Below are 25,273 nucleotides of genomic sequence, written 5' to 3'. Positions count from 1 at the left end.
ATGGTTCGGCAGCGCCCTCAGGAGTTCGCGGATGTAGGTCTGGACTCCGCTGCCTCCGGGGCGAAGTGCAAGCGCACCGTACGTGATTCGTGTTGTGCAGTCGCGCATCCAGCAGCTCCCAACAGTAACCAGAAGTAGAAGTCGAGCGGGAAGATCTCGAAGTAGGTGGCCACCAGGCACGCCACCATCGCCGCGACCATCGACGCACTGACACCCAGGACGAAGGCTCCATCCGGGTCGGGCATCCGGCGCGAGTACTGCACACACCAGATCACCGCGGTCACGATCAGCGCCAGGAACAACCACAATCCGATCGGCCCGAGTTCGAGGAGGAGCTTCACGTAGTAGTTGTCCGGCTGATAGTTCTTCGACAATTGCTGCACGGTACCGCCGGCGCCCGCGGTGATCGTCTGGGACGTGTCGCCCCGGGCTGCCGACAGCGCGTCGGCGGCCGACCCGCTGGACGCGAGACCGGTTCCGAGCGGGTGTACCCCGATGCTCGCGAAGATCTCACCCCACCCGGAACCACGCTGACTGAGGCTGCTCGAGGAGAAGAACACCTTGGTGATGCTCGAGGGCAGGAACGGCAGCGAGATGACGGCGACGACGCCGAGTGCGAGGAGCGGGGCGATGAGGCGGCGGAAGCGCAGTGCGGCGAGCCAGACAACCCCCACGACGAGGCCGAGGATCGCCGCCCGCACCACCGACGTGGCCATCGTGATCGCCATGACCGGCCAGCAGACGAGGAACAACTGGTTGCGCCGGCGTCCGGTGTCGGACAGGGCGACCGCCCCGCCGACCAGCAGGGCGAGCATGACGAAGAGTCCGAAGCCGAAGGGCTGATTGAACGTGCTGAAGGTGCGGAAAAGCGGGCCGCTCGACCGGACCTGCTCGCCGTAGGTGTAGCCGAGTTCGACCAGCCGCGCCGGACCCAGGATCTGCTGCCCGATGCCCACGACGGTGGTGAGGACACCGAGCGCCATGATGATCGAGACCAGCCGGTCGCGATCGAGCGCGTCGAACGGGGTCAGCCAGAGGGCGAGGACCACGAACAGGTAGAAGAAGGTGACCTTGACGCCGTACAGCCCGATGGGTCCGTAGACGTAGAGCGCCGAGACCACCCCGAACGCGACCAGCACGGCCGCGGCCGGCCACCACGGCATGTGCAGCGGCGGGCCCGTGCGCTCGGTGGGCCGGACGCGACGGTTGACCGCGCAGATGAGGGTGAGGGCGAGGACGCCTTCTTTCCACGCGGAGGCGATGCCGGGAACCGGAGCGATGTCGAGGAGGCCATCGAGGGGTGTGAGTGCCGCCAGCACCAAGAGCCCGCGCTGCGGGCGCCGGTAGATGACGGCGACGAAGGCGACGGCGAGGACCAGGGCGACGAGGACAGCGACCACGACGGGGAGGTACGCCACGCCGACCTGCCTTTCCACGTGCCCCCGTGGTCTGTTCTGGCCCCCGGCCACCCATGGTTGCACCTCGGAGGTCCGTTTGTCCGGGGCAACACGGACACACCTCTCCCCGGATGCCGCCGGACCTCCCTCGGCCGCAGGTCAGTGACCCGAGATACGACGACCCTTTCGTGGGCGGGCCCGGTCCGGCCCGTATTCGGTTGTGAGAAGGCGCGGTTCCCCGAACGGGGGATCGAGGAGCTGCGGCATCCCCTTCACCGGTTGATGCATCGGGAGCAGCGTGTAACCGTCTTCCCACGGCAGGTGGCCGTGGTCGTCGGGCCAGACGACCTGCAGTTTCGGATGGTCCGGGAACAGGAGATTGGCCAGGAGGAGCTCGTCGTGATCGAGTTGCTCGATGAGTCGAACGGTCACGGCGACAGTCTGCAGCGGGATGTCGGTCTGCGCGGCGACGAGATCCCGCCAGTCCTCCCGGTGCAGCAGTGCGCCCAGCTCGTTCAGGATGTGGGTCGCCGTCAGCGGATCGACACCGTAGATCGAGAGCTCGGGAATCGAGTGCAGCGACAGTCCGGCGGTATAGGAGTAGCCGCACTCCGGCAGGGACTGTTCGGCACCGGACCGGGTCCGGATGTCGAACCCGTCGTCCACCTCGCCGACCGATGTCACCTGCCAGCCGCAGCGCCGGATGGTCTCGATGGTCGATCGGATGAGCGGATTGGGATGCCACCGGGGCAGACCTCGGATCGCGGCAGCGTGGTCTGACATGGATCGCTCCTTTGTTCGACGGGTGCGATCATCAGAACACGAGGCCCTGACAATTCCGTCGGGCCGCCGCGATCACCGGGTCGCGACGGTCAGCAGGATCGCCGAGTCCTCCTGTGCCGTCAGGCCATGTCGCGTCGACGGTATCGTCACGAGATCGCCTTCGGCGCCCTCCCAGTGGATGTCGGGGTCATCATCCGCGGAGGTCAGGACGACGCGTCCGCGCAGAACCTGCACCGTGGCCTCGGTGGGGCTGTCGTGGTCCGACAGCGAGGCCTCGGCGACCAGCGCGATCACGGTCTGGCGGAGGTGGCGAGAAGAGTTGCCGTGCAACGTATGAGAGGCCCTCCGGCTCGACGCCTCACGTGCCGAGGAGAGGAGCTGGTCGACGAGTTCGGGCAGGTGAGTCGAGTCCACGTGTACCACCATGGCATCGCGACGCGACGTCGATACGGCGTTCGGGTGGATCGAGCCCGGTTCGTTGTCCACTCTCCATCACATCCGGGGCGGTGCGGCGGAGGAAGACCACGCGACGATCGGGACATCGACCCACGGAGTCACCGCGTGACGTCGGAAACCGTGAGGTGTCGTCTCAACCGATCCGCATGCGGAGCAGACGATCGTCGCCGTCCGTCGGCCTGCCCCGACCGTCGGTGTTGCTGGTGCCGAACCACAGGGAGCCGTCCGGTGCCGCGGCCACGAGTCGCAGGCGTCCGAACTCGTCGGCGAAGCGGCCGACCGGCTCGCCGGCGAGGAGGCTCGCGGGCACGTCGGAGGTGCCCTCGGGCGAGGCGGCCAGCGGTATCTCCCACAGTCGCCGACCGCGGAGTGCCGCCATGTACGCGCGGTTCCCGACTATGGCGAGCCCGGCCGGGGAGGCCTCACGCGTGGTCCAGGTGGCGGCGGGCGCGACGAACCGCGGATCGTCGGAGTCGCCTTCGGCCTCCGGCCACCCGTAGTTGCCGCCCGGGCGGATCAGATTGAGCTCGTCGCGGCTGTTCTGTCCGAACTCGCTCGCCCACAGCCGCCCCGCACCGTCGAAGGCCAGACCCTCCACGTTGCGGTGCCCGTACGAATAGACCTCGTTGCCGAACGGGTTGCCCGGCCACGGACGGCCGTCGCGGTCGACCCGCAGGATCTTGCCGTTGAGCGCTGCGCGATCCTGGGCGACCTCCGGCACCGCGGCATCGCCGACCGCGACGAACAAGCTGCCGTCGGGACCGAAGGCCAGGGCTCCGCCGTGATGGTTGTAGGCCGCGTCGAGTCCGGTGATCAGGGGGCGGGCGCCGGTGAGCCGGGTCCCGTCGAACTGCAGGCGCACCAGCCGGTTGTCGGCGGCCGTCGTGTAGTAGAAGAACACCGCGCTCTCGTCGCCCGGCGCCATCGCGATCCCCTGCAGCCCGCCCTCGCCGAGCGGCGCGGCGTCGCCGAACTCGCCGACCGTCCGCACCTCGCCGCGAGGGGACACCCGCACGACGGTCGCGTCGTCACGCTGGGTGACCAGCGCGTCGCCGCCGTTCAGGAAGGCCAGCGCCCAGGGCACGTTCAGTCCCGACGCGACGGTCTCGACGTTCGACACGCCCCCCGGTGGGACCGTCGCGGACCGGTTCGGTCCGCCGCGTGGTGTGGTGGTCGTCTCCTCGTCGCCGGAGCAGCCGGCCAGTACCGTGGTGCCGGTGACTCCGAGGAGCCCGGCCCCGAGGAGTCCTGATCTGAGTAGCTGACGCCGGTCCATACCCTCGATGGTGCCCGAGGCCCGCGGCCGATGACCGGCGCCGATTTGGGTCTACGCTGCGAGTTCCCTACACTAGACCGGTTGCCTGTGCACCTCAGGTGTCCGGGACACAACTGAATAGTCTCCGGTGCCGGCGAAAAGCCAAGGGCATCGGCGGCGAGAACCTTCAGAAACAACTATCCACTTCGTGGAAGGCCCACCGCAGGTCACGGGGATGTCCCCGCGTCCGGCGCTGTATGGGAACCGCTACGAGAAAGGTTGACGGTCACCCATGACCATGACTGACCCGATCGCAGACTTCTTGACGCGTCTGCGTAACGCCAACTCGGCGTACCACGACGAGGTGACACTGCCCTCGTCGAAGATCAAGGTGAACATCGCCGAGATCCTCAAGCGCGAGGGCTACATCACCGACTACCGCACCGAAGACGCGGAGGTCGGAAAGAGCCTCGTCGTCTCCCTGAAGTACGGCCCGAGTCGTGAGCGCTCCATCGCCGGCCTGCGCCGCGTCTCCAAGCCCGGCCTCCGGGTCTATGCAAAGTCCACCAACCTGCCCAAGGTTCTGGGCGGCCTCGGCGTGGCCATCATCTCCACGTCGTCGGGCCTGCTCACCGATCGCCAGGCAGCCAACCAGGGCGTGGGCGGCGAAGTCCTCGCCTACGTCTGGTAGGGGGAGGTAACACAATGTCGCGTATCGGAAAGAACCCCATCGAGATCCCCGCGGGCGTGGACGTCACCATCGACGGCCAGAACGTCACCGTGAAGGGCCCCAAGGGTGAGCTCTCGCTCACCGTCTCCGAGCCCATCGTGGTCGCCAAGGAGGACAACTCCATCGTCGTGACCCGCCCCAACGACGAGCGTCGCAGCCGCGCGCTCCACGGCCTGAGCCGTTCACTCGTGAACAACCTCGTCGTGGGCGTCACGCAGGGCTACACCAAGAAGATGGAGATCTTCGGTGTCGGCTACCGCGTGCAGGCCAAGGGCAGCGACCTCGAGTTCGCGCTCGGTTACAGCCATCCCGTGCCGATCGAGGCCCCGGCGGGCATCACGTTCGCCGTGGAGTCCCCGACCAAGTTCTCGGTGTCGGGTATCGACAAGCAGCAAGTCGGCGAGATCTCGGCGGTCATCCGCCGCCTGCGTCGTCCGGACCCCTACAAGGGCAAGGGCATTCGCTACGAGGGTGAGCAGATCCGTCGCAAGGTCGGAAAGACGGGTAAGTAAGCCATGAGTGAGACAGCTACCAAGACAGTTCGCAAGCCCGTCGGCAAGGACGTGTCGACGCGTCGTCGCAAGGCGACCGCCAACCGCCACTTCCGCCTCCGCAAGAAGGTCAGCGGAACCCCGGCCCGTCCGCGTCTCGTGGTCAAGCGTAGCTCGCGCCACATCCACGTCCAGCTCATCGACGACCTGGCCGGCAAGACGCTGGCCGCGGCATCGTCGATCGAGGCCGACGTGCGTGCCGCAGGCGGCGACAAGTCGGCGCAGGCCCGCAAGGTCGGCGAGCTCATCGCCGCCCGCGCCAAGGCCGCCGGCGTCGACGCCGTCGTGTTCGACCGTGGCGGCAAGGACTACCACGGCCGGATCGCAGCGCTCGCCGATGCCGCCCGCGAGGGAGGCCTGAGCTTCTGATGACCATCTTCACCAGCTACACCCACATGACCGGAGGGAACCTCTGATGCCCGGACGTCAGCGTGACGGCGGAAACGGACCCGCCGGTAACGACAACAACCAGAACAACCAGGGCGGCGGCAACGACCGTCGCGGCGGTGGCCGCGGCGACCGTCGCGATCGCGGCGGCCGCGACCAGGACCGCAACCAGCTCGAGCGCGTGGTGACCATCAACCGCGTCTCGAAGGTGGTCAAGGGCGGACGCCGTTTCTCGTTCACCGCTCTCGTGGTCGTCGGCGACGGCCAGGGCATGGTCGGTGTCGGCTACGGCAAGGCCAAGGAAGTCCCGGCGGCGATCCAGAAGGGCGTCGAGGAAGCTCGCAAGAACTTCTTCCGCGTGCCGATGATCGGCGCGACCGTCACCCACCCGGTCCAGGGTGAGGCGGCCGCCGGTGTCGTCATGCTGCGCCCGGCCAGCCCCGGTACCGGTGTCATCGCCGGTGGCGCGGTGCGTGCCGTGCTCGAGTGCGCGGGCGTCCACGACGTCCTCGCCAAGAGCCTCGGCTCGGACAACGCCATCAACGTCGTGCACGCCACCGTTGCCGCACTCAAGATGCTGCAGCGTCCCGAAGAGGTCGCGGCCCGCCGCGGTCTGCCGATCGAGGACGTCGCTCCGGCCGGTATGCTGCGCGCCCGTGCAGGACAGGGAGTCTGATCATGGCAGAGCTGAAGATCACCCAGGTCAAGGGCACCATCGGTACCAAGAAGAATCAGCGTGACAGCCTGCGGACCCTCGGACTCCGGGGCATCCGCCAGACCGTCACCCGCGAGGACACGCCGATCAACCGCGGCCTCATCAACGCGGTTCGTCACCTCGTGACAGTCGAAGAGGTTCAAGCATGACCATCAAACTCCATCACCTTCGCCCCGCACCGGGGTCGAAGACCGACAAGACCCGCGTGGGTCGCGGTGAGGGGTCCAAGGGTAAGACCGCCGGTCGCGGCACCAAGGGCACCAAGGCACGCAAGAACGTGCCCGCCGGGTTCGAGGGTGGCCAGATGCCGATCCACATGCGGCTGCCGAAGCTCAAGGGCTTCACCAACCGCAACCGGATCGAGTACCAGGTCGTCAACGTCGGCGACATCGCACGCCTGTTCCCGCAGGGCGGCACCATCGGCGTCGACGAGCTCGTCGCGGCCGGCGCCGTTCGCAAGAACAAGCTGGTGAAGGTTCTCGGCGACGGCGACCTGTCGGTCAAGGTCGACATCACCGCCGACAAGTTCACCGCTTCCGCCAAGGAGAAGATCGCCGCTGCCGGCGGCAGCGTCACCGAACTCTGACGGACACACACCGCGGTCGGGCGGCAGCATCGCTGCCGCCCGACCGGGGCGTTTCGGTGTGACTGTTAGAGTCTCAGACGTTGTCCCGCCGGACACCGCAAGATCGCCGCATCCCGAAAGATCATCGTCGATTGCCGAGCACACGGGGACCGGGTCGCATCGACCCGGGACGTACGCCTCGCGTGGTCGTTCCTAGGAGGAGTTAGTGCTTTCCCCCCTCTTCGCGGCCATTCGGACGCCGGACCTGAGGAAGAAGATCCTCTTCGTTCTCGGCATCATCGTCCTGTATCGGCTGGGTGCGACGGTCCCGTCCCCGGGCGTGGACTACCAGGCCGTGCGGGCGTGTCTCGACGAGGTCTCCTCGGGTGAGTCGAGCTCGGTCTACTCCCTGATCAACCTGTTCTCCGGTGGCGCACTGCTCCAGCTGTCGGTGTTCGCGATCGGCATCATGCCGTACATCACCGCGGCCATCATCGTGCAGCTGCTCACCGTGGTCATCCCGCGGTTCGAGCAGCTCCGCAAGGAGGGCCAGGCCGGCCAGGCCAAGATGACGCAGTACACGCGTTATCTCGCCGTCGCTCTGGCATTGCTGCAGTCGACCGGCATCGTGGCCCTCGCCGATCGCGGCCAGCTCCTTCCGCAGTCCTGTGCGACCAGCGGCGAGGTGCTCAACGACTCGAGCATCTTCGGTCTGTCGATCATCGTGCTCGTCATGACCGCCGGCGCCTGTGTCGTCATGTGGTTCGGTGAGCTCATCACCGAGCGCGGCATCGGCAACGGCATGTCGCTCCTGATCTTCGCCGGTATCGCCGCCCGCATCCCGGCCGAGGGTCGCTCCATCCTGAACAGCCGCGGCGGACTCGTCTTCGCGCTGGTGTGTGTCGCCGTGCTGATCATCATCGCCGGCGTGGTCTTCATCGAGCAGGGCCAGCGGCGCATCCCGGTGCAGTACGCCAAGCGCATGGTCGGCCGGAAGATGTACGGCGGATCGTCGACGTACCTGCCGCTGAAGGTCAACCAGGCCGGCGTCATCCCGGTGATCTTCGCCTCGTCTCTGCTGTACCTGCCCCAGCTGATCGTCGAACTCACGCGCAATCCCGATGGGACGCAATCGACCTGGCAGGAGTACGTCACCAGGTATCTGACCGACCCCAGCAACGGCGTCTACATCGCCGTGTACTTCCTGATGATCATCTTCTTCACGTACTTCTACGTGGCTGTGACGTTCAATCCAGAAGAGCGCGCCGACGAGATGAAGAAGTACGGTGGGTTCATCCCGGGCATCCGACCGGGTGCCCCGACCGCCGAATATCTCGGGTATGTGCTCAGTCGCATCACTCTGCCGGGCTCGATCTACCTCGGTATCATCGCGGTACTCCCGAACCTGTTCCTCGAGATCGGCAACAGCGGCAACGTCCAGAACCTGCCGTTCGGTGGTACGGCCGTGTTGATCATGGTCGGCGTGGGTCTGGACACGATGAAACAGATCAACAGTCAGTTGATGCAACGCAAGTACGAAGGGTTCCTGAAGTGAGACTTGTCATCCTCGGCCCGCCCGGAGCAGGTAAAGGCACCCAGGCGGAACTCTTGAGCGAAGCACTCGGGATTCCCCACATCTCGACCGGCGATCTCTTCCGCGCCAACATCTCCCAGGGCACCGCCGTGGGTGTGGAAGCCAAGAAGTACCTCGACGCCGGCAACCTCGTCCCGTCCGAGATCACCGTGGACATGGTCCGCGCCCGCGTCGGTGAGCCGGACGCGGCGAAGGGCTTCATCCTCGACGGCTTCCCGCGCTCGACCGAGCAGGCCGACGCCCTCAACGACATCCTGGCGAACCTCGACGCCTCGCTCGACGCGGTGCTCTCGTTCGTCGTCGACACCGACGTCGTCGTGGAGCGCATGCTGGCGCGTGGTCGCGCCGACGACACCGAAGAGGTCATCCGCAACCGGATGGACGTCTACACCCGTGAGACCGCGCCGCTGCTCGCCTACTACGGCGACCAGGTCAAGACCATCGACGCGGTCGGCGACATCCAGGGCGTCCACCAGCGCGTCCTGAGCGCGCTCGGCGCCGGCGTCTCCTGACCCGCGTTTCCTGACAACCGAGGAATCGCTGTAACGCATGGGGTTTCGTAAGCGCAAGCGTGTCGTCCCGTTCCGCAGCGCGGGCGAGCTCGACGCCATGGCTGCCGCCGGTGCGGTCGTCGGGGCCGCTTTGGTCGCGGTACGCGATGCGGCGAAACCGGGGGTGAGCACCCTCGATCTCGACGAGGTGGCCGAGTCCGTGATCCGGGGAGCCGGCGCGGTGCCGTCGTTCAAGGGCTACCACGGCTTCCCCGGCTCCATCTGCAGCTCGGTGAACGAGGTGGTCGTCCACGGGATCCCGTCTGCGGAGGTCGTTCTCGCCGACGGCGATCTGGTGTCGATCGACTGCGGTGCGATCCTCGACGGATGGCACGGCGACTCGGCCTGGACCTTCGGTGTGGGGGCACTCTCCGCCGCGGACGAGGAGCTGTCCGAGGCGACGCGCCTGTCGATGGAGGCGGGTATCGCGGCGATGGTCGACGGTGCACGTCTCACCGACATCTCCCATGCCATCGAACTCGGCACTCGAGCCGCCGAGAAGAAGTTCGGTCGGGCATTCGGCATCGTGGACGGCTATGGCGGACACGGGATCGGCCGCGAGATGCACATGGACCCGTTCCTGGCCAACGAGGGTGAGCCGGGTAAGGGGCCGACGCTCGTCATCGGGTCCACGCTCGCCATCGAGCCGATGCTGACGCTCGGCACCACCGAGACCACCGTCCTCGACGACGACTGGACCGTCGTCACCGATGACGGATCGCGCTCCGCACATTGGGAACACACCGTCGCGGTCACCGCCGACGGCCCGCGCATCCTCACCAATCGCCCCGCCTGAGTCTGAGCGCTACGCGCAGGATGGCCATCGGTCCCGCGACCGGCAGGCGTCAACTCGACCGACAGACTTCGATCGAGGTCTGGGAGTCGAGTTGAGGTCTGGGGCTCGATCCGGGTGTCCTCCACATCCACGACGAGCCCGTCGTCTGGCGCCGCCGGTATGACGAACGCTGGTGTGCGACGCCTGCGGAGTGACTGATCATGGGCGATGACCGTGTGGGCGCGGCCGTCTCGTCGTACCGTTGACCATGCATTCTGACGTGTCCTGGCTCATCGTCGTGCGCCGGCTTCCGTTCACCATCGCCCTCGCGACGGCCCTGCTGATCGTCGGTGCGACGACCGGCTCGCTGTGGGGCCGGGCATCGGACAAATCCTGGTATCGGGATGTCGCGTTCGGGCTGCCCGCTCTTCGGGAGGGGCCATGGTGGACGCCCGTCACGTCCGCGTTCGTCGAGCCCGGGCCCTGGTTGTACCTGCTGGCTGTGGTGGCCGTGATCGTCGGAATGGGTTGGGCCGAGTGGCAATTGGGCACCGTGCGGGCCATTCTGGTCGGTGTCGCCGGCCACCTGGTCTCGTGTCTGCTGACCGTCCTGCTGTTGTGGTTGCTGTCATCGGAGGTCACGTCCTGGCGCTGGGCGGAACAACTGGCGGACTCGCGTGCCACCGGCGTTGGGGCGCTGGTCGTGTCGGCCGTGGCCGTGGCCTCGGCGACCGTCCGTTCGCCGTGGCGGTTGCGCGTCCGGGTCCTGCTGGGGGCGATCGTCTCGATCGCGTTCCTGTTCGAGGGGACCCTCGCCTCGGTCGAATACGTCCTCGCAACGGTCATCATGATGGTCGTCGGGGAGAAGTTCTTCGCCACCAACGAGCGCGGCTGGGTTCCCCGCACGCGGCGTGAGGTCCGCATGCTGGGGTGCGCCGCGCTGCTGGTCATCGCGGTCGCGAACCTCTTGGTCTTCCTGTTTCCGGGCAGCGGGCCGCTGGGACCCACCGATTCCGGTGACGACTCGCTGTTCACGATGCTGATCGGCCTCGTCGTCAACGTGCTCATCGCCGACCAGCTGCGGCGCGGCAAACGATGGGCATGGTGGGTGGCCGTCGTCCTCGGTGCGCTCAACGTCCTCGCGACCGTGCTCGCGGTGGTCCTCGTCGTCTTCACCGACGTGTCGTCGGAAGGCGCGGTGACGCTCGGGACCACGCTCCTGTGGGTGGTGGTCCTCGCGATCCTCATACCCGGCCGGTTCGCCTTCGCGGTGCCGTGGCGCGTACGTCAGGTCGGTACCTCCGGCGAGGTCGACGACCCGGTCGGCCGCGTCGGGGAGCTGCTCCGCGTGCACGGCGGCGGCACCATGTCGTGGATGACGACGTGGCCGGGCAACAGCTACCAATTCACCGGGGACGCACGCGACCTCGACGATCAGTCCGTGGTGACCTACCGCAAGCATGTCGGCACGATGGTGGCGCTCGCCGATCCGGTGTGTGCGCCCGACCGGCTGCGTGACGCGGTAGACGCCTTCGTCGAACTCGCCGAAGGTGCCGGCGCCACGCCCTGCTGGTTCTCGATCGGTTCGGCGACGTCGGAGATCGTCACCGAGCGCGGGTGGCTAAGTGTGCAGATCGCGGAGGACACGATCGTCGACCTGCCGGGCCTGGAGTTCAAGGGCAAGCCGTGGCAACACGTGCGGTCGGCGATGAACAAGGCTGCCAAGCAGGACATCTCGATGCGCATGGTCTCGCTCGCCGACGAGTCGTTCGCCGTCAAGACCCAGGTGCGCGCCATCTCGGAGGAATGGGTGGGGGACAAGGGCCTACCCGAGATGGGTTTCACCCTGGGCAGTGTCGAGGAGGCCATGGATCCCGCGGTGAGGGTTGCACTCGCGGTGGACCCGACGGGCAACGTGCACGGCGTGCTCTCGTGGTTGCCGGTGTTCGCTCCGGGCGGCGACATCGCGGGCTGGACACTCGACATCATGAGGCGCCGCACCGACGGGTTCGGCCCGGTCGTCGAATATCTCATCGCATCGTCGGCGGTCGCTTTCAAAGACGAAGGTGCGCAGTTCATCTCGCTGTCGGGCGCCCCGCTGGCCCGGACCGGCGACTTCGAGGCCGAGCCGTTGGACAAATTGCTCGACACGCTGGGGGCCGCACTCGAGCCGTACTACGGGTTCCGGTCGCTGCACACCTTCAAGAAGAAGTTCAACCCCCGGTACGAGCCGGTCTACCTGGCGTTCCGTGACGAATCCGACCTCCCACGTATCGGGGTGGCCATTTCGCGGGCATACCTGCCGGACGCCACGACCGGTCAACTGGTCCGATTGGCGGCGTCGCGAGAAGGCTGACGCCGCCGCGCCGCGACGACGACCTCAGTGGGGGACCGCGACCGTTTCGGTGATCGCGCCCTGTTGGGAGATCCGGTCGGGTCGCGAGTAGATCACCATCGACTCTCCGCGGGAGAAGCCGACGAGGGTGATGCCGAGATCGTCGGCGGCGTCGGCCGCGAGTGACGAGGGCGCCGACACCGCGCAGAGCATCGGGATTCCCGCCATCGCGGCCTTCTGGACGAGTTCGAAGCTCGCGCGTCCGGAGACCTGCAGAATCGTGTTCGACAGCGGCAACCGGTCGGCGAGGACAGCCCACCCGATCACCTTGTCCACCGCGTTGTGCCGGCCGACGTCCTCGCGCACGGCGAGGAGCTGCCCGTCGCTGCCGAAGAGCGCGGCGGCGTGCAGGCCGCCGGTCTTGTCGAAGACGTTCTGTTCGGCGCGCAACCGGTCGGGGAGGTCGAGAACGGTGCCGGCGGCGACGGTCATGGTGTCCGCGGCGGGGTCGTGGACGGAGGCGGTGGTCACCGCGGCGATGGAGTCCTTGCCGCAGATCCCGCATGCGCTCGTGACGGTGTTGACGCGGACCAGATCGGGTCCGGGAGGCGGGACGTGGGTGGCGAGCGTGGCGTCGACGACGTTGTAGGTGTTGGCGCCCTGGGCGTCGGTGCCTGCGCAATAGCGCGCCGTGGAGAAGTCCGCGCCGGTGGTCACGACGCCCTCGGAGACGAGGTAGCCGGCGACGAGTTCGAAGTCGTCGCCGGGGGTGCGCATGGTGACCGTGAGTGAGCGCCCGCCGACTCGGATCTCGAGCGGTTCCTCGACGGCCAGGGTGTCGGCACGGTGCGTCGGTGCCGCATCGCGACGGATGCGGGTGACGCGGCGGCGTGCGGTGATTCGTCCCACGACTCCGACGATAGTCGTGAGACCGTCCGTCCCGGCGGTCTCAGACGTCGAGCACGAGCGTGACCGGACCGTCGTTGACGAGACCGACCTCCATGTGCGCGCCGAAGCGTCCGGTGGCCACGGTGGCGCCCAGAGCCCGCAATGCCTCGACGACCCCCTCGACCAGCGGTTCGGCGACGGCGCCGGGCGCGGCTGCGTTCCACGACGGTCGACGGCCCTTGGCGGTGTTGGCGTAGAGCGTGAACTGGCTGATGACGAGGATCGGTGCGTCGAGGTCGGCGGCGGCTCGTTCTGGCCCGTCGCCGCCGTCGAAGATCCGCAGCCGCCAGATCTTGTCGGCGAGCCGGAGCGCGTGGTCGGCGGTGTCGTCGTGCGTGACACCCACGAGGGCGACGAGGCCCGCCGTGCCCGACGGGATGTCGAGCTCACCCACGATCTCGCCGTCGACGCTCACACTGGCTCGGCTGACTCGCTGGAGAACGGCACGCATCGGTCCAGGATGTCAGGGCACGACCGCCGGACGGGCCGCGGTGTCAGTCGAGCGCGAACGTGACCGTGACCGTGAAGGTGAGCTCCTGCTCGCCGGGTTCGACGGGAACGGGTGCCGCCGCCACGTCCCGCTCGAACGTGCCCGGCGCGACGGGCTGTTCCTGGCCGCTCGTGCTCTCCTTGATCGTGAGGACATCGCCGAGGGAATCGCCGGCGAGACCGGCGTACTGCTCGGCGCGGCCACGCGCATCGGTGAACGCGGCCTCCCGTGCCTTCTCGAGGAGCTCCGAGTCGTCGTCGATGGCGAAGGCGACGTTGTTGATGCGTGTGTTGTCCCCGCCGGCCGTCGCGGCGGCGCTCAGCACGGTCGACGCCGTAGAGATGTCGCGGATGGTCACCCGGATCGTGTTGGTGGCGAGGTATCCGCTGATCTGGCTCGAGCCGCCGGGGGCGGGACTCGAGTACTGCGGGTTCACCGACACCTGCTGGGTGGCGACGTCCTTGCGCTCGACCCCGGCAGCCACGACCGCGTCGGTGACCGCGGTGACCTTGGCGCTCGTCTCGTTCAGCGCCGTCGTGACGTCGGACGCGTTCGCCTCGACACCGATGTCGGCACGCAGGGTGTCCGGTACGCCACTGACCTGTCCCGACCCGACGACGGTCACCGATCGTGGTTCGCCGCCGGTGTCGCTGCCACACCCCGCCGCCACCGAGACCACGGCGGCGAGGGCCGCGAGAGCCGACATCGTCCGGAGAGCGGGGCGTCGTGCCGCACCGCGAGATGCGCCGTTCATCGGTCGACCGGATCCCGCATCAGCAGCGCCAGCAGCCAGCCGACCACCGACACGACGATCGCGCCGAAGATCGCCGACCAGAAGAAGTCGTCGACCTCCAGCCCCCAGTGTGTGGTGTTGCGGGTGATCCATGCGGTGAGTTCGAGCATCAACGCGTTGATGACGATGTGGATCAACCCGAGCGTCAGAATGTAGAAGGGGATGGCGATGATCTGCACGATGGGTTTGATGATCGCGTTGAGGACACCGAAGACCACGGCGACGACCAGCGCGATTCCGACCTTCTCGGCGGTCGTCGAACCGCCCACGAAGTCGATACCGGGAACGATCAGCGTCGCGACCCACAGGGCCACCGCGGTGAGCACGGTACGCACCAGGAAGGCAAGCATGGCGGACAGTCTGCCAGCAACGTCCGTTCATCCGTCGATCTGATCGCGACGGAACGCCATCATCGCGCGGATCGCGTCGTCGGGCGGCGGGGTATCGGGTTGAAAACGCACGGTGCCCTTCTCCACGTCGAACCCGGCGAGGAGCGGCCGTCCGGCGTCCACCGCCTCCGGGCTGAACGGGTACAGCCCGATGTGCTTCTTGGTGCGCATCACGGACAGGAGCGGGCTCCCGTGATAGGTGAGGGCCGGCATTCCGTATCCCTTGCCCTGAACGGTGTCGGGGACCGTACCGCGAGCCACGTCGTAGATGCGGCCGATCACGTCGCGGTCGGCGGGGTCGAGGCCGTCGAGATAATCGTCGACAGTGCCCATCCGGGGCGGCCCCTCTCGGTGGCGCGAAGCACGCATTTGGCCTGGCCTGCTCGTTCGCGTAACATGGTCCGTCGGTGCGCATCGCGTGCCGGGCCTCAGCGTGTCAGCACGTGGGTCCGGGCCGGCGTACACCGGGTGCAGGTCCTCGCGGACCGGTGCCCACACCCTAACGGACAAACACTGATTCAATCCGGCCAACCGCCGCAGCATCATCAGATGTCGCGGACGCGGCCAGGAATCGCGGAGGACATGGCGAAGAAAGACGGGGCCATCGAGGTCGAGGGTCGAGTGATCGAACCCCTGCCCAATGCGATGTTTCGTATTGAGCTGGAAAACGGACACAAGGTTCTCGCCCACATCAGCGGCAAGATGCGGCAGCACTACATCCGCATCCTGCCCGAGGACCGGGTCGTCGTGGAACTCTCGCCCTACGACCTGGCTCGTGGGCGAATCGTGTACCGCTACAAGTAGGACTTTCCCGGCGTTGCCGGGGACAAACTTCTCGGACATCCGTCCGGGAGGAGACCGACACCCACGTGTGCGGCCGTTTCGGCGTGCGCGCGGGCGAGCCGAGCAGGAGAGATTGACGTGAAGGTTCAGCCGAGCGTCAAGCCGATCTGCGAGAAGTGCAAGGTGATCCGCCGCAACGGTCGGGTCATGGTGATCTGCGAGAACCTGCGTCACAAGCAGCGTCAGGGCTGATCACGCGCACCCTCCGGGTCGCTTGAGTCAGAACAACTGAAGATCGACAACTGAATATCCAAGGACCTCCCAGCACCAGCGGCGACAGACGCGTCACCGCCTACCTCCGGATCAGAGGCCGGAGCCCACGAGGCCGGACATACGGTTCGGCACCAGCTCGCGGGACGGACTGGGAGCAGACCTCTGAGAAATCGAAAAGGAAATCCGCCACATGGCACGTGTTGCTGGTGTGGATCTCCCCCGCGAGAAGCGGCTGGAGATCGCACTGACCTACATCTACGGAGTTGGGCGCACCACCTCCAAGGAGATCCTCGAGGGGACCGGCCTCAGCCCGGACCTGCGAGCCAAGGATCTCACCGACGCAGACGTCTCGAAGCTGCGTGAATACATCGAAGCCTCGGTGAAGGTCGAAGGTGACCTGCGTCGCGAGGTGCAGGCCGACATCCGTCGCAAGATCGAGATCGGCTGCTACCAGGGTCTGCGCCACCGCCGTGGCCTGCCTGTCCGCGGACAGCGCACCAAGACCAATGCCCGCACTCGCAAGGGCCCGAAGAAGACCATCGCCGGGAAGAAGAAGTAATGCCTCCGAAGTCACGTAGCGCAGGCCCGAAGAAGGGCACCCGCCGTCGCGATAAGAAGAACGTCCCGCACGGCCACGCGCACATCAAGTCGACGTTCAACAACACCATCGTGTCGATCAGCGACCCCAGCGGAAACATCATCAGCTGGGCGTCGTCGGGCCACGTTGGTTTCAAGGGCTCGCGCAAGAGCACCCCGTTCGCGGCTCAGCTCGCGGCCGAGAACGCTGCGCGCAAGGCCCAGGAGCACGGCGTCAAGAAGGTCGACGTGTTCGTCAAGGGACCGGGTTCGGGTCGTGAGACCGCGATCCGCTCCCTGCAGGCAGCCGGCCTCGAGGTCGGCACCATTTCCGATGTCACCCCGCAGCCGCACAACGGTTGCCGTCCGCCCAAGCGGCGTCGGGTCTAGCGGGAAAGGGAGGAACAGAGAAACATGGCTCGTTATACCGGCCCCGCAACCAAGAAGTCTCGTCGTCTTCGCGTCGACCTGATCGGTGGAGACGCTGCATTCGAGCGTCGCCCCTACCCGCCCGGCCAGCACGGCCGCTCGCGGATCAAGGAGAGCGAATACCTGCTCCAGCTCCAGGAGAAGCAGAAGGCCCGCTTCACCTACGGCGTCATGGAGAAGCAGTTCCGCCGCTACTACGAAGAGGCGAACCGTCGCAACGGCAAGACCGGTGACGAACTGCTGAAGATCCTCGAGACCCGTCTCGACAACGTCGTGTACCGCTCGGGCATCGCGCGGACCCGTCGTCAGGCCCGCCAGCTGGTCAGCCACGGTCACTTCACCGTCAACGGTGTGAAGGTCGACGTGCCCAGCTACCGCGTCAGCCAGTACGACATCATCGACGTCCGCCCGAAGTCGCTGCAGACCGTCCCGTTCCAGATCGCCAAGGAGCTCGTCGGCGATCGTCCGGTTCCGGGTTGGCTCCAGGTCGTGCCGTCGACCCTGCGCATCCTCGTGCACAGCGTGCCCGAGCGTGCTCAGATCGATGTCCCGCTGACCGAGCAGCTCATCGTCGAGTTCTACTCGAAGTAAGACACACCGCCCGACAGCAACAGCTGTTCGGTTCACCCTCGAGGCCGTCATATAGCGGTCGGCCAAAGGAGATATCCAAGAAATGCTCATCTCACAGCGACCCACCCTCACCGAGGATGTCCTTGCCGAGAACCGCTCGAAGTTCGTCATCGAGCCGCTCGAGCCGGGCTTCGGCTACACCCTCGGCAACTCGCTGCGTCGTACCCTGCTCAGCTCGATCCCGGGTGCTGCCATCACCAGCATCCGCATCGACGGTGTGCTCCACGAGTTCACCACCGTGGCCGGGGTCAAGGAAGACGTCACCGACATCATCCTGAACCTCAAGGGCCTCGTGGTCAGCTCGGATGAGGACGAGCCGGTCACCATGTACGTGCGCAAGCAGGGTCCGGGCACCGTCACCGGAGCCGACATCGTGCCCCCGGCCGGTGTCACCGTGCACAACCCCGATCTGCACATCGCCACCCTGAACGACAAGGGCAAGCTCGAGATCGAGCTCGTCGTCGAGCGGGGCCGCGGCTACGTGCCGGCCGTGCAGAACAAGGCGTCGGGTGCCGAGATCGGCCGCATCCCGGTCGACTCGATCTACTCGCCGGTGCTCAAGGTGACCTACAAGGTCGAGGCCACCCGTGTCGAGCAGCGCACCGACTTCGATCGTCTGGTGCTCGACGTGGAGACCAAGAACTCGATCAGTGCGCGTGACGCGCTGGCATCGGCGGGCAAGACCCTGGTCGAGCTGTTCGGGCTCGCCCGGGAGCTCAACGTCGAGGCCGAGGGCATCGAGATCGGGCCGTCGCCGGCGGAGGCCGACCACATCGCGTCGTTCAGCCTGCCGATCGAGGATCTCGAGCTGACCGTTCGTTCCTACAACTGCCTCAAGCGCGAGGGTGTGCACACCGTCGGCGAGCTGGTTGCCCGGACCGAGTCGGATCTGCTCGACATCCGCAACTTCGGCCAGAAGTCGATCGACGAGGTCAAGGTCAAGCTGCACGCGCTCGGTCTGTCCCTCAAGGACAGCCCGGCCAGCTTCGATCCGTCGCAGGTCGCGGGTTACGACCCGGCCACCGGCACGTGGTCGGAAGACGCGTCGTTCGACGCCGATTCCGGTGAGGATTTCGCGGAGACCGAGCAGCTGTAGTCGCTTCGACGCGGCGGTAGCTGTCACTGCCCAACCCTGACTTCCGCATCGAGTGATGCGGGGTCCTCCTAGGAGAAGACAATGCCCAAGCCCACCAAGGGTGCCCGCCTCGGCGGGTCGGCCAGCCACCAGAAGGCGATGCTGGCGAATCTCGCCACCTCGCTCTTCGAGCACGGCCGCATCACCACCACGGAAGCCAAGGCCAAGCGCCTGCGTCCGTACGCGGAGAAGATCATCACCCACGCCAAGGCCGGCAAGCTGGCCAACCGTCGTGAGGTGCTGAAGGACATCCGTGACAAGGACGTCGTCCACACGCTGTTCGACGAGATCGGCCCGTTCTTCGCCGATCGTCCCGGTGGCTACACCCGCATCATCAAGACGCTGCCGCGCAAGGGCGACAATGCCCCCATGGCCGTGATCGAGCTGGTGCGCGAGACCACCGCCTCGAGCGAGGCAAGCCGCGCGACCCGCGTCGCCGCCTCCAAGAAGGCCGCCGAGGACAAGCTCGACGCCACCGAAGAGGTCGTCGGCGACGACACCGCAGCGGCCACCGACGGCTCGGAGAACGTGGTGGAGGCCGTCGAGGCCGACGCCACCGATGCCGAGGTCGCCAATGCCGAGGCCGTGGCCGAGGCTGTTGACGACGAGTCGACCGCGGCTACCGCTCCCGATGCCGAGGCAGCCGGAGCCGACGTCGACGGTGACAAGAAGTAGTCGACTGACTCGAGAATCGCAGACCGAACCCGTCGGCCCGGATCCCGGTGCCGGCGGGTTCTGTCGTCTCCGCTTCGACATCTCCTACGACGGAACCGACTTCGCCGGGTGGGCACGGCAGATCGGTCAGCGCAGCGTCTGCGAGGAGCTCGAGACCAGGTTGTCGACGGTGCTGCGGGTACCGGTGCGGTTGACCGTGGCGGGCCGCACCGACGCCGGTGTCCATGCGACGGGGCAGGTCGCACACGCCGACGTCCCGCGGTCGGCGCTGGAGACGAGATCGATCGCCGGCGACCCCGCGACGCTCGTCGGGCGTCTCGCGAAGATGTGTCCCGACGATGTCCGAGTGAGGGCGGTGCGCGTCGTCCCGCAGGATTTCGACGCCCGGTTCTCGGCGTTACGTCGCCACTATCGCTACCGGCTGACCGATGCGCGGTGGGGTGCCGAGCCGGTGGTCGCACGCACGACCGCCACCTGGCGCCGGCCGCTCGACGTCGACGCACTGAACGCCGCGTCGTCGGAGTTGTTGGGACTCAACGATTTCGCGGCCTTCTGTCGTCGGCGCGAGGGGGCGACGACCATCCGGGATCTGCAGCGGTTCGCCTGGACCCGCGACGCCGACGGTGTGCTCGTCGGTGAGGTCAGCGCCGACGCGTTCTGCTGGTCGATGGTGCGTTCGCTGGTGGGGGCGGTCGCGAGCGTCGGCGACGGCCGGCGCGACATCGCCTGGTGCCGTGGACTTCTCGATGAGCGGGAACGCAGCAGTCAGGTCCCCGTCGCCGAGGCCCGCGGGCTGTGCCTGGTCGGCGTCGACTATCCCGCCGACGGCGAACTCGCCGCACGCAACACGGTGACCCGCGACGTGCGCGGCTCCATCGGTTGCTGCGGGGGTTGACGCACGCCGCCCCTGAAATCCGCCCTCTAGGAACCGACCGGCGACGATATGTCGGCCGTGGCTCTCTGGTGGGCGGGCTTCAGGGGCGGTTCTGCTCGATGCGGGGAGCCCGGCTCAATTGCCGAGTTTGAGACCTTTCTTGTCCCGTACGTTGCCGGTCAGCATCATGATGCCGTCGATCAGCGCCCACACGGCGACACCGAAGACGATGAAGATCCCGACGATGAAGATCGCGGTGATGTAGCCGAGGATGGTCAGGCCGAGCTGGATCGCGCCGGTGGTGTTGTCGCCGATGTAGAAGCGGCCGACGCCGAGGCTGCCGAGGAAGATCTGTAGCAGGCCGGCGACCAGCTTGGACTTGTCGGACAGCGGTTCACCGGTGGCCGGGTCCCGGCCGTAGGGCGCGGTCGGGTCGGGTGCGCCGCCGTACCCGTAGCCCGGTGCCGCGGGGTATCCGCCCTGCGGCGCCCCGAACTGCTGGGGTGTTCCGTACTGCTGGGGTGCCCCGTATTGCTGGCCCCCGTACTGGGGTGCCCCGTACTGCTGACCCCCGTACTGCTGGTTGCCGTACTGCTGGTCGCCGTAGTGGGGACTTTCGAACCCGGGTTGCGATAATCCGGCTGTACCGAAGTCGGTGTTCCCCGGCTGCCCGGCGGCGGGGTCGGTGCCGTAGGTCGGTGCCGGGTCGGCGGGTGGTGGCTGCTTCACGAACGGATCGTCGGGCTTGTTGCCGGAGTTCTCTGGTGTGGTCATCGGGTGGATCCTCCTCGTGACTTGGGTGGAACGTCGTGCTCGGGTCGAACGGGTGGGCGGGCAGCCGGTCAGGCGACTCGACTCATGCGACGGCGGCCAGTTGGCGTGCGTAGTACACGCGACCGGACACGTCGCTCATCACCCAGGGCGAGGTCGCCGGGATGTTGGTGACGTGCATCGCGCCGCCCGCGCCCCGGACCCGTACCTGGATGTGGCCCGTCGTGCGCCGTTCTTTCATCAACAAGAACAGCAGACTCAGAAAGCAGACCAGAAAGAAGCCGACGAGCGCCAGCACCAGGCCCGTTTGTGACATCTGTTCGGAGGACACGGACATGTCGGTGACCTCCCAGTGCGAACCCGCCAGCGGGAACGTGCCTGACGGCGTGATCACGTAGTGCTGCGTGCAGGTGATGTCTCCGATGACCACGAGTGGCGGTTCGGGCAGCGCCGCCGCGCCCGCGTCGGGGTAGGGCCAGCCGTACCCGGGAGAGACACCCGGGCTCGCGAAGTGGTTGGGAGCCGGGTAGTCGGCGGGGGCAGGCACGAATCCAGGACTGGAGTCGTAGGCATTCGGCTGGTGCGGCAACGGACGTGTGCCGTGATCGCCACTACCCGGGTAGGTCATCCAGCAATGGTGGCATACGCGTGTGTGTTTCGGGTCAGGTGGCGTTGCGCTCGTCTTCGAAGGCCTCGAGCACTTCGTCGACCGTGTCGTCGTCGCCGACGAACTGTTCGGGATGGGCGCCCTCGGACATCAGATGCCGCCAGTTGAGGGGGTCGAATTCCACCGGCGCGTGCCGTGAGATGAAGTCGATGACGATCCGGCAGAACCGATCCGGGTCGTCGTGGAACGGGAAATGCCCGGAGCCGGCGAAGGTCTCGAATTCGGAGTGCGGGATCGCCGAATGCGCCAGCTCGCCGTGGTGGTAGGGGATCACGATGTCCTGGTCGCCCCACACGAGCAGGACAGGCAGTCGCTCGGTGAGGTAGCAGCGGTCGAGCATCGTCACGGATTGTCCCCGCCAGTCGACGACCGCGCGCAGCGTGCGGAGGAAAGCCGCCGACGCGGTGGGGTCGGCGAGCCCGCCGAGAACCCGCATGAGGTCCTCATGGTCGGCCAGGAGATGCGCGGGTGTCGCCGCAGAGGGAAACACCGACGGCAACGGTGCGGCGACGATCGCCTTCGCGAGCGTCGTGAGACCCGGGACCACACCGGGGACGCGAAGCACCGACAGCACCTGCGGAACGACCGGCAGCGAGAACAGACGCAGGACCGGATTGACGTCGCGGGTGACCCCGCCTGCCGCGACCAGGACGAGTCGCTCGACGAAGCGCGGGAACTGATAGCAGAACTGCATCGCGACGCCGCCGCCCAGCGAGTGGCCGACGACCGTCACCTTGCTGATCCCCAGGACGACGAGGAGGTCACGCATGCCGTTGGCGAAGGCCGGCACCGAGTAGTCGGCGCGAGGCTTGTCGGAGTGCCCGTGCCCGAGGAGATCGGGCGCGATGACGGTGTAGTGCTGCGCCAGGATCGGGATGACCTCGTCCCAGGTCGACGAATTGTCGCCGATACCGTGGATGAGCAGCAGGGCGGGACCGCTGCCCGCGATCCGGTAGGCGCGGCGGTAGCCGTGGATGGTGTGGTACTCGATGCGGACGTCGGTGTCGGACACCGGACGCAGCGTCGGACCGGAAGTCGTGTTCGGGGACGGATCCCGGTGCTTCGTGGGCACTGTCTCTCCCCTCGGTGTCGCTCGTGCGGTTGGCAGATCGCGTGTCGGCGACGGGCCGGTACGTAGCAACGTCCGTTGTACGCCTCAGGGGTCGAGTAAACCGCATCCTCGGCCGTCGTGCGCGTCGGGTCCGGACGCGGCGGTGGTGACGGGGGGTTACCGGGAACTGAATGCTCGGCGACGCGTTGCGCGTCGCGGCGCCGCGGGACTTCGACGTACCGGCCACGACACTACTGTTGGATTCGATGAATCCCTTCGACATCGAGTCCTTCGTGGCCACCGGCGGCCTCATCGGTCTCTGCGTGCTGATCTTCGTGGAGACCGGCATCCTCGTCGGGTTCATCTTCCCCGGCGACTCGGTGCTCTTCACCGCAGGTGTGTTCGCCGCGCAGCCCGAGCCGTTCGCACCACTCTGGCTGTTGTGCCTCGCCGTGCCGCTGGCAGCGATCCTCGGCGACCAGTGCGGCTACTTCATCGGACGACGTGTGGGTCGCAGCGTGGTCGAGGGCAAGCTGATGCGCACCATCGGGCCGGAGTACCTCGCGAAGACGAACCACTACTTCGACCGCTTCGGGCCACTCACCGTGTTCTTCGGCAGGTTCATCGGGATCGTCCGCACGCTGACCCCGCTGGTCGCCGGGTTCAGCGGGATGTCGCACCGGACGTTCACCCTCTTCAGCGTGCTGGGCAGCTTCACCTGGGCCGCCGGGATCATCCTGCTCGGCTACTTCCTCGGCAACGTCCCCCTCATCCGCGACAACATCGAGATCTTCATCATCGCCTCGGTGCTCACGATCGTCGTGCCGACGTTCATCCACCTGGCGCGGCGATGGCGGACGGCGCGCCGAGACCGGCGGGCCGGGGCGTCCTGAGACGGCCGGAGTCAGGCGCCGGTCACCGGAGGAACGGCTCCTCCCGATATCCGGGTCCGCCGGAGAAGTCGTCGGCGATGGTCGCCGCGAGTTCGACGAACGACCGCTTGGTCGGCTTCGACATCAGTTCCAGATCGACATCCGCGCCCTCGGCGAGATGGTCGTCGAACGGGATCTTGTGGACGGCGCGGCATCGCGTGAGGAAGTGCTGGCCAAGCTGATCGGTGTCGATGGTCGACGAACCCGGCCGCGACGAACTCAGGACGACGACGGCGCGCGAGACGAGGTGTCCGAACCCGTGCGCCTCCAACCAGTCGAGGGTTGCCCCCGCGCTGCGAGCACCGTCGAGAGCCGGTGAGCTGACGAGGATGATCGTGTTCGCGAGGTCGAGGACGCCGTTCATCGCCGAGTGGCTCAGGCCGGTACCGCAGTCGGTGATGATGATGTTGTAGAAGCGCTGCAACACGGTGATGACGCCGCGGTACTCCTCCTCGTTGAACGCCTCGGCCATCGCCGGGTCTCGTTCGGAGGCAAGGACTTCGAGACGGCTCGGTGCCTGCGAGGTGTGTGCCCGGACATCGGAGTACCGGTAGACGTTCTCGTCGGCGAGCAGGTCGCGGACCGTCGACCGGGTCTGCTGCGGAATCCGCTGTGCGAGAGTGCCGAGATCGGGATTGGCGTCGACGGCGATCACGCGGTCACCGCGCAACGACGCGAAGGTCGAGCCGAGACCGACTGTGGTCGTCGTCTTGCCGACGCCGCCCTTCAGGGACAGCACGGCGATGCGGTAGTCCCCGCGAACCGGTCGGTTCACCCGCTCGAGCAGTTGCTGGAATTCGATGTCGCCCTGCGACTCACCGGGATTGATGGCGCCGGCCGACAGCGTGTGCACCGCCCGGCGCCACCCGCGGCTCGGTGCGCGACGAGCCTTGCGGATCAGGGCCACCTCGTCGAGCGACGGGCCTCCGGGAGGCGGCCCGTATCCGTGCTGCATCGGCTGTCCGGGAAAGGCAGGCGCGGGGCCTGGTCCCACCGGCACGGGACCGGCGTGCGGCGGCGGTTGATGACCGACCGGGGTCGGCGGCACCGACTGATGAGCCGGCCCCGGATCGCCGGGATGCGGGGCGGGCACGGGTGAACCGGGTGGAGCGAAACGTGGGTCGACGTGGTGCGGCGACATTCCGGGCGTCGGTGCCGGGCCGGTGAACTGGTCTGGGCCGAACTGGTTTGGGCCGAAGTGATCCGATCTGGGGCCCGGGGGTACGTGAGGCGGCCACGGGGGAGCGGTGGGATTGGTGGCCGGTGGGACCTCGGGACGGAACTCCGGCGGAACGGTCCCGTTGGCCGGACGGGGATCGGTGGGCGCAGCCCCGGGGTGCATCGACGGGCCGAATGCGCCGGTCGGCGGTGGCGGGGACGCGGGCTGATCGGACATCGGCGGTACGGGGTCGGTGTCGACGTCTGGATGTGGAGGTGCCGGCCGGCCGGCCGGCGATCCGCTGCCATACGGAGGAGCAGACGCCTGGAACTGTGGCGGCGGGCCGGGATCGGCGGGCGGCGGCGCGAACTGCAGCCACGGCGGCGGGGCCGGCGCATCGGCATTCGGGCCCTCGGGCCCTGTTCGGTCGGGCCTCGTGGAGTTCTCGTACGTCATCGGGGAATCCTCTGGTCAAGCGGCCGGGCGCCGATCGCGTAGCTGCAAGTTCGGCGAGGCGAGCAGCGAATCCACCCCGTTTGTCGATCAACCCCGGCTGCGTCCTGCGGGAGTCTACCGAAGGCCGCGGTCCAGGTCCGGACGACAT

At 67.3% G+C, this 25,273-nt stretch carries 33 protein-coding genes; 20 read left to right on the top strand and 13 right to left on the bottom strand.

Going from position 1 to position 25,273, the window contains the following annotated elements:
- Positions 1–17: 17 nt before the first annotated feature.
- The 3 genes from KTR9_RS19605 to KTR9_RS19595 all read right to left on the bottom strand — a co-directional run bounded on the left by KTR9_RS19605 (position 18) and on the right by KTR9_RS19595 (position 2,594).
- Complete coding sequence (locus KTR9_RS19605; protein ID WP_044507131.1) at positions 18–1,418, bottom strand: O-antigen ligase family protein; 1,401 nt, start codon at positions 1,416–1,418, stop codon at positions 18–20.
- A gap of 138 nt (positions 1,419–1,556) precedes the next feature.
- A complete protein-coding gene (locus tag KTR9_RS19600; RefSeq protein ID WP_014927817.1) occupies positions 1,557–2,180 on the bottom strand; it encodes a DUF4262 domain-containing protein in 624 nt (207 codons plus the stop codon).
- 72 nt (positions 2,181–2,252) lie between these two features.
- Complete coding sequence (locus tag KTR9_RS19595; protein WP_044508130.1) at positions 2,253–2,594, bottom strand: cupin domain-containing protein; 342 nt, start codon at positions 2,592–2,594, stop codon at positions 2,253–2,255.
- Between the two features lie 10 nt (positions 2,595–2,604).
- On the opposite strand from KTR9_RS19595, the gene KTR9_RS27630 reads away from it, so the two are divergent.
- Positions 2,605–2,745 carry a hypothetical protein gene (locus KTR9_RS27630; protein WP_158409760.1) on the top strand — a complete coding sequence of 47 codons (141 nt, stop codon included), beginning with the start codon at positions 2,605–2,607 and terminating at the stop codon, positions 2,743–2,745.
- A gap of 24 nt (positions 2,746–2,769) precedes the next feature.
- Here the strand turns inward: KTR9_RS27630 and KTR9_RS19590 are convergent, their stop codons facing one another.
- Complete coding sequence (locus tag KTR9_RS19590) at positions 2,770–3,912, bottom strand: PQQ-dependent sugar dehydrogenase (RefSeq protein WP_014927815.1); 1,143 nt, start codon at positions 3,910–3,912, stop codon at positions 2,770–2,772.
- Between the two features lie 271 nt (positions 3,913–4,183).
- Here KTR9_RS19590 and rpsH point away from each other — a divergent pair, with 271 nt between their 5' ends.
- From rpsH to KTR9_RS19540, 10 genes are all read left to right on the top strand, one after another.
- Complete coding sequence (rpsH, locus tag KTR9_RS19585; RefSeq protein ID WP_010842213.1) at positions 4,184–4,582, top strand: 30S ribosomal protein S8; 399 nt, start codon at positions 4,184–4,186, stop codon at positions 4,580–4,582.
- 14 nt (positions 4,583–4,596) lie between these two features.
- Complete coding sequence (gene rplF / locus KTR9_RS19580) at positions 4,597–5,133, top strand: 50S ribosomal protein L6 (RefSeq protein ID WP_010842212.1); 537 nt, start codon at positions 4,597–4,599, stop codon at positions 5,131–5,133.
- A 3-nt stretch (positions 5,134–5,136) separates the two neighbouring features.
- Entirely contained in the window at positions 5,137–5,541 is a 405-nt protein-coding gene (gene rplR, locus KTR9_RS19575; protein ID WP_010842211.1) for a 50S ribosomal protein L18, read from the top strand.
- Between the two features lie 46 nt (positions 5,542–5,587).
- Positions 5,588–6,235 carry a 30S ribosomal protein S5 gene (gene rpsE / locus KTR9_RS19570; RefSeq protein WP_010842210.1) on the top strand — a complete coding sequence of 216 codons (648 nt, stop codon included), beginning with the start codon at positions 5,588–5,590 and terminating at the stop codon, positions 6,233–6,235.
- Positions 6,236–6,237: 2 nt separating this feature from the next.
- Positions 6,238–6,423 carry a 50S ribosomal protein L30 gene (gene rpmD / locus KTR9_RS19565; protein ID WP_010842209.1) on the top strand — a complete coding sequence of 62 codons (186 nt, stop codon included), beginning with the start codon at positions 6,238–6,240 and terminating at the stop codon, positions 6,421–6,423.
- Complete coding sequence (gene rplO, locus KTR9_RS19560; RefSeq protein WP_004023566.1) at positions 6,420–6,860, top strand: 50S ribosomal protein L15; 441 nt, start codon at positions 6,420–6,422, stop codon at positions 6,858–6,860. Before rpmD ends, rplO begins: the two co-directional genes overlap by 4 nt.
- A 205-nt stretch (positions 6,861–7,065) precedes the next feature.
- The gene (secY, locus tag KTR9_RS19555) at positions 7,066–8,394 is read left to right on the top strand and encodes a preprotein translocase subunit SecY (protein ID WP_014927813.1); all 1,329 of its coding nucleotides are present in this window, start codon (positions 7,066–7,068) and stop codon (positions 8,392–8,394) included.
- Positions 8,391–8,945: an adenylate kinase gene (locus tag KTR9_RS19550; protein WP_014927812.1), complete on the top strand. Its 555-nt coding sequence runs from the start codon at positions 8,391–8,393 to the stop codon at positions 8,943–8,945. Before secY ends, KTR9_RS19550 begins: the two co-directional genes overlap by 4 nt.
- Before the next feature lie 37 nt (positions 8,946–8,982).
- The gene (gene map, locus KTR9_RS19545; RefSeq protein ID WP_014927811.1) at positions 8,983–9,780 is read left to right on the top strand and encodes a type I methionyl aminopeptidase; all 798 of its coding nucleotides are present in this window, start codon (positions 8,983–8,985) and stop codon (positions 9,778–9,780) included.
- Between the two features lie 247 nt (positions 9,781–10,027).
- Positions 10,028–12,115, top strand: a complete 2,088-nt coding sequence (locus KTR9_RS19540) for a bifunctional lysylphosphatidylglycerol flippase/synthetase MprF (RefSeq protein WP_044507128.1) — start codon at positions 10,028–10,030, stop codon at positions 12,113–12,115.
- Between the two features lie 24 nt (positions 12,116–12,139).
- Here the strand turns inward: KTR9_RS19540 and fdhD are convergent, their stop codons facing one another.
- The 5 genes from fdhD to KTR9_RS19515 are packed head-to-tail and all read right to left on the bottom strand — an operon-like array spanning position 12,140 to position 15,047.
- Positions 12,140–13,003: a formate dehydrogenase accessory sulfurtransferase FdhD gene (fdhD, locus tag KTR9_RS19535; protein ID WP_044507126.1), complete on the bottom strand. Its 864-nt coding sequence runs from the start codon at positions 13,001–13,003 to the stop codon at positions 12,140–12,142.
- A gap of 40 nt (positions 13,004–13,043) precedes the next feature.
- On the bottom strand, positions 13,044–13,493 hold the full coding sequence (dtd, locus tag KTR9_RS19530) for a D-aminoacyl-tRNA deacylase (protein ID WP_014927808.1): 450 nt from the start codon (positions 13,491–13,493) through the stop codon (positions 13,044–13,046).
- A gap of 43 nt (positions 13,494–13,536) precedes the next feature.
- A complete protein-coding gene (locus KTR9_RS19525) occupies positions 13,537–14,286 on the bottom strand; it encodes an SIMPL domain-containing protein (RefSeq protein ID WP_010842202.1) in 750 nt (249 codons plus the stop codon).
- On the bottom strand, positions 14,283–14,675 hold the full coding sequence (locus KTR9_RS19520) for a phage holin family protein (protein ID WP_014927807.1): 393 nt from the start codon (positions 14,673–14,675) through the stop codon (positions 14,283–14,285). Before KTR9_RS19520 ends, KTR9_RS19525 begins: the two co-directional genes overlap by 4 nt.
- A gap of 27 nt (positions 14,676–14,702) precedes the next feature.
- Positions 14,703–15,047: an iron chaperone gene (locus KTR9_RS19515; protein WP_014927806.1), complete on the bottom strand. Its 345-nt coding sequence runs from the start codon at positions 15,045–15,047 to the stop codon at positions 14,703–14,705.
- A 249-nt stretch (positions 15,048–15,296) separates the two neighbouring features.
- Here KTR9_RS19515 and infA point away from each other — a divergent pair, with 249 nt between their 5' ends.
- The 8 genes from infA (at position 15,297) to truA (ending at position 20,110) form a co-directional block, all read left to right on the top strand.
- The gene (infA, locus tag KTR9_RS19510; RefSeq protein ID WP_004023539.1) at positions 15,297–15,518 is read left to right on the top strand and encodes a translation initiation factor IF-1; all 222 of its coding nucleotides are present in this window, start codon (positions 15,297–15,299) and stop codon (positions 15,516–15,518) included.
- A 117-nt stretch (positions 15,519–15,635) separates the two neighbouring features.
- The gene (rpmJ, locus tag KTR9_RS19505; protein ID WP_005207978.1) at positions 15,636–15,749 is read left to right on the top strand and encodes a 50S ribosomal protein L36; all 114 of its coding nucleotides are present in this window, start codon (positions 15,636–15,638) and stop codon (positions 15,747–15,749) included.
- A 211-nt stretch (positions 15,750–15,960) separates the two neighbouring features.
- A complete protein-coding gene (rpsM, locus tag KTR9_RS19500; RefSeq protein ID WP_004023537.1) occupies positions 15,961–16,329 on the top strand; it encodes a 30S ribosomal protein S13 in 369 nt (122 codons plus the stop codon).
- Positions 16,329–16,736 (top strand): 30S ribosomal protein S11, encoded by a 408-nt coding sequence (rpsK, locus tag KTR9_RS19495; RefSeq protein ID WP_004023536.1) that lies wholly within the window; start codon positions 16,329–16,331, stop codon positions 16,734–16,736. Before rpsM ends, rpsK begins: the two co-directional genes overlap by 1 nt.
- A gap of 24 nt (positions 16,737–16,760) precedes the next feature.
- Positions 16,761–17,366 (top strand): 30S ribosomal protein S4, encoded by a 606-nt coding sequence (rpsD, locus tag KTR9_RS19490; RefSeq protein ID WP_010842199.1) that lies wholly within the window; start codon positions 16,761–16,763, stop codon positions 17,364–17,366.
- A gap of 82 nt (positions 17,367–17,448) precedes the next feature.
- Positions 17,449–18,501 carry a DNA-directed RNA polymerase subunit alpha gene (locus KTR9_RS19485; RefSeq protein WP_010842198.1) on the top strand — a complete coding sequence of 351 codons (1,053 nt, stop codon included), beginning with the start codon at positions 17,449–17,451 and terminating at the stop codon, positions 18,499–18,501.
- Between the two features lie 81 nt (positions 18,502–18,582).
- Positions 18,583–19,215, top strand: a complete 633-nt coding sequence (gene rplQ / locus KTR9_RS19480) for a 50S ribosomal protein L17 (protein WP_010842197.1) — start codon at positions 18,583–18,585, stop codon at positions 19,213–19,215.
- Positions 19,172–20,110 (top strand): tRNA pseudouridine(38-40) synthase TruA, encoded by a 939-nt coding sequence (gene truA, locus KTR9_RS19475; protein ID WP_044507120.1) that lies wholly within the window; start codon positions 19,172–19,174, stop codon positions 20,108–20,110. Before rplQ ends, truA begins: the two co-directional genes overlap by 44 nt.
- A 114-nt stretch (positions 20,111–20,224) precedes the next feature.
- Here truA and KTR9_RS19470 read toward each other — a convergent pair whose 3' ends face one another.
- The 3 genes from KTR9_RS19470 to KTR9_RS19460 all read right to left on the bottom strand — a co-directional run bounded on the left by KTR9_RS19470 (position 20,225) and on the right by KTR9_RS19460 (position 22,599).
- Positions 20,225–20,863 (bottom strand): TM2 domain-containing protein, encoded by a 639-nt coding sequence (locus tag KTR9_RS19470; RefSeq protein ID WP_014927804.1) that lies wholly within the window; start codon positions 20,861–20,863, stop codon positions 20,225–20,227.
- 82 nt (positions 20,864–20,945) lie between these two features.
- Complete coding sequence (locus KTR9_RS19465; protein WP_014927803.1) at positions 20,946–21,488, bottom strand: hypothetical protein; 543 nt, start codon at positions 21,486–21,488, stop codon at positions 20,946–20,948.
- A 34-nt stretch (positions 21,489–21,522) separates the two neighbouring features.
- Positions 21,523–22,599, bottom strand: coding sequence for an alpha/beta fold hydrolase (locus tag KTR9_RS19460; RefSeq protein WP_014927802.1), 1,077 nt, complete (start codon positions 22,597–22,599; stop codon positions 21,523–21,525).
- 245 nt (positions 22,600–22,844) lie between these two features.
- Between KTR9_RS19460 and KTR9_RS19455 the strand changes: the two genes are divergently transcribed.
- Positions 22,845–23,471, top strand: coding sequence for a DedA family protein (locus KTR9_RS19455; protein ID WP_044508128.1), 627 nt, complete (start codon positions 22,845–22,847; stop codon positions 23,469–23,471).
- A 22-nt stretch (positions 23,472–23,493) separates the two neighbouring features.
- Here the strand turns inward: KTR9_RS19455 and KTR9_RS19450 are convergent, their stop codons facing one another.
- Complete coding sequence (locus tag KTR9_RS19450; protein ID WP_044507118.1) at positions 23,494–25,125, bottom strand: MinD/ParA family ATP-binding protein; 1,632 nt, start codon at positions 25,123–25,125, stop codon at positions 23,494–23,496.
- Positions 25,126–25,273 lie beyond the last annotated feature (148 nt).

This window comes from Gordonia sp. KTR9 (assembly GCF_000143885.2).
Lineage (GTDB): Bacteria > Actinomycetota > Actinomycetes > Mycobacteriales > Mycobacteriaceae > Gordonia.
Note: the sequence above shows the minus strand (reverse complement) of the source record. Positions and strands in the feature narration are given on the sequence as shown.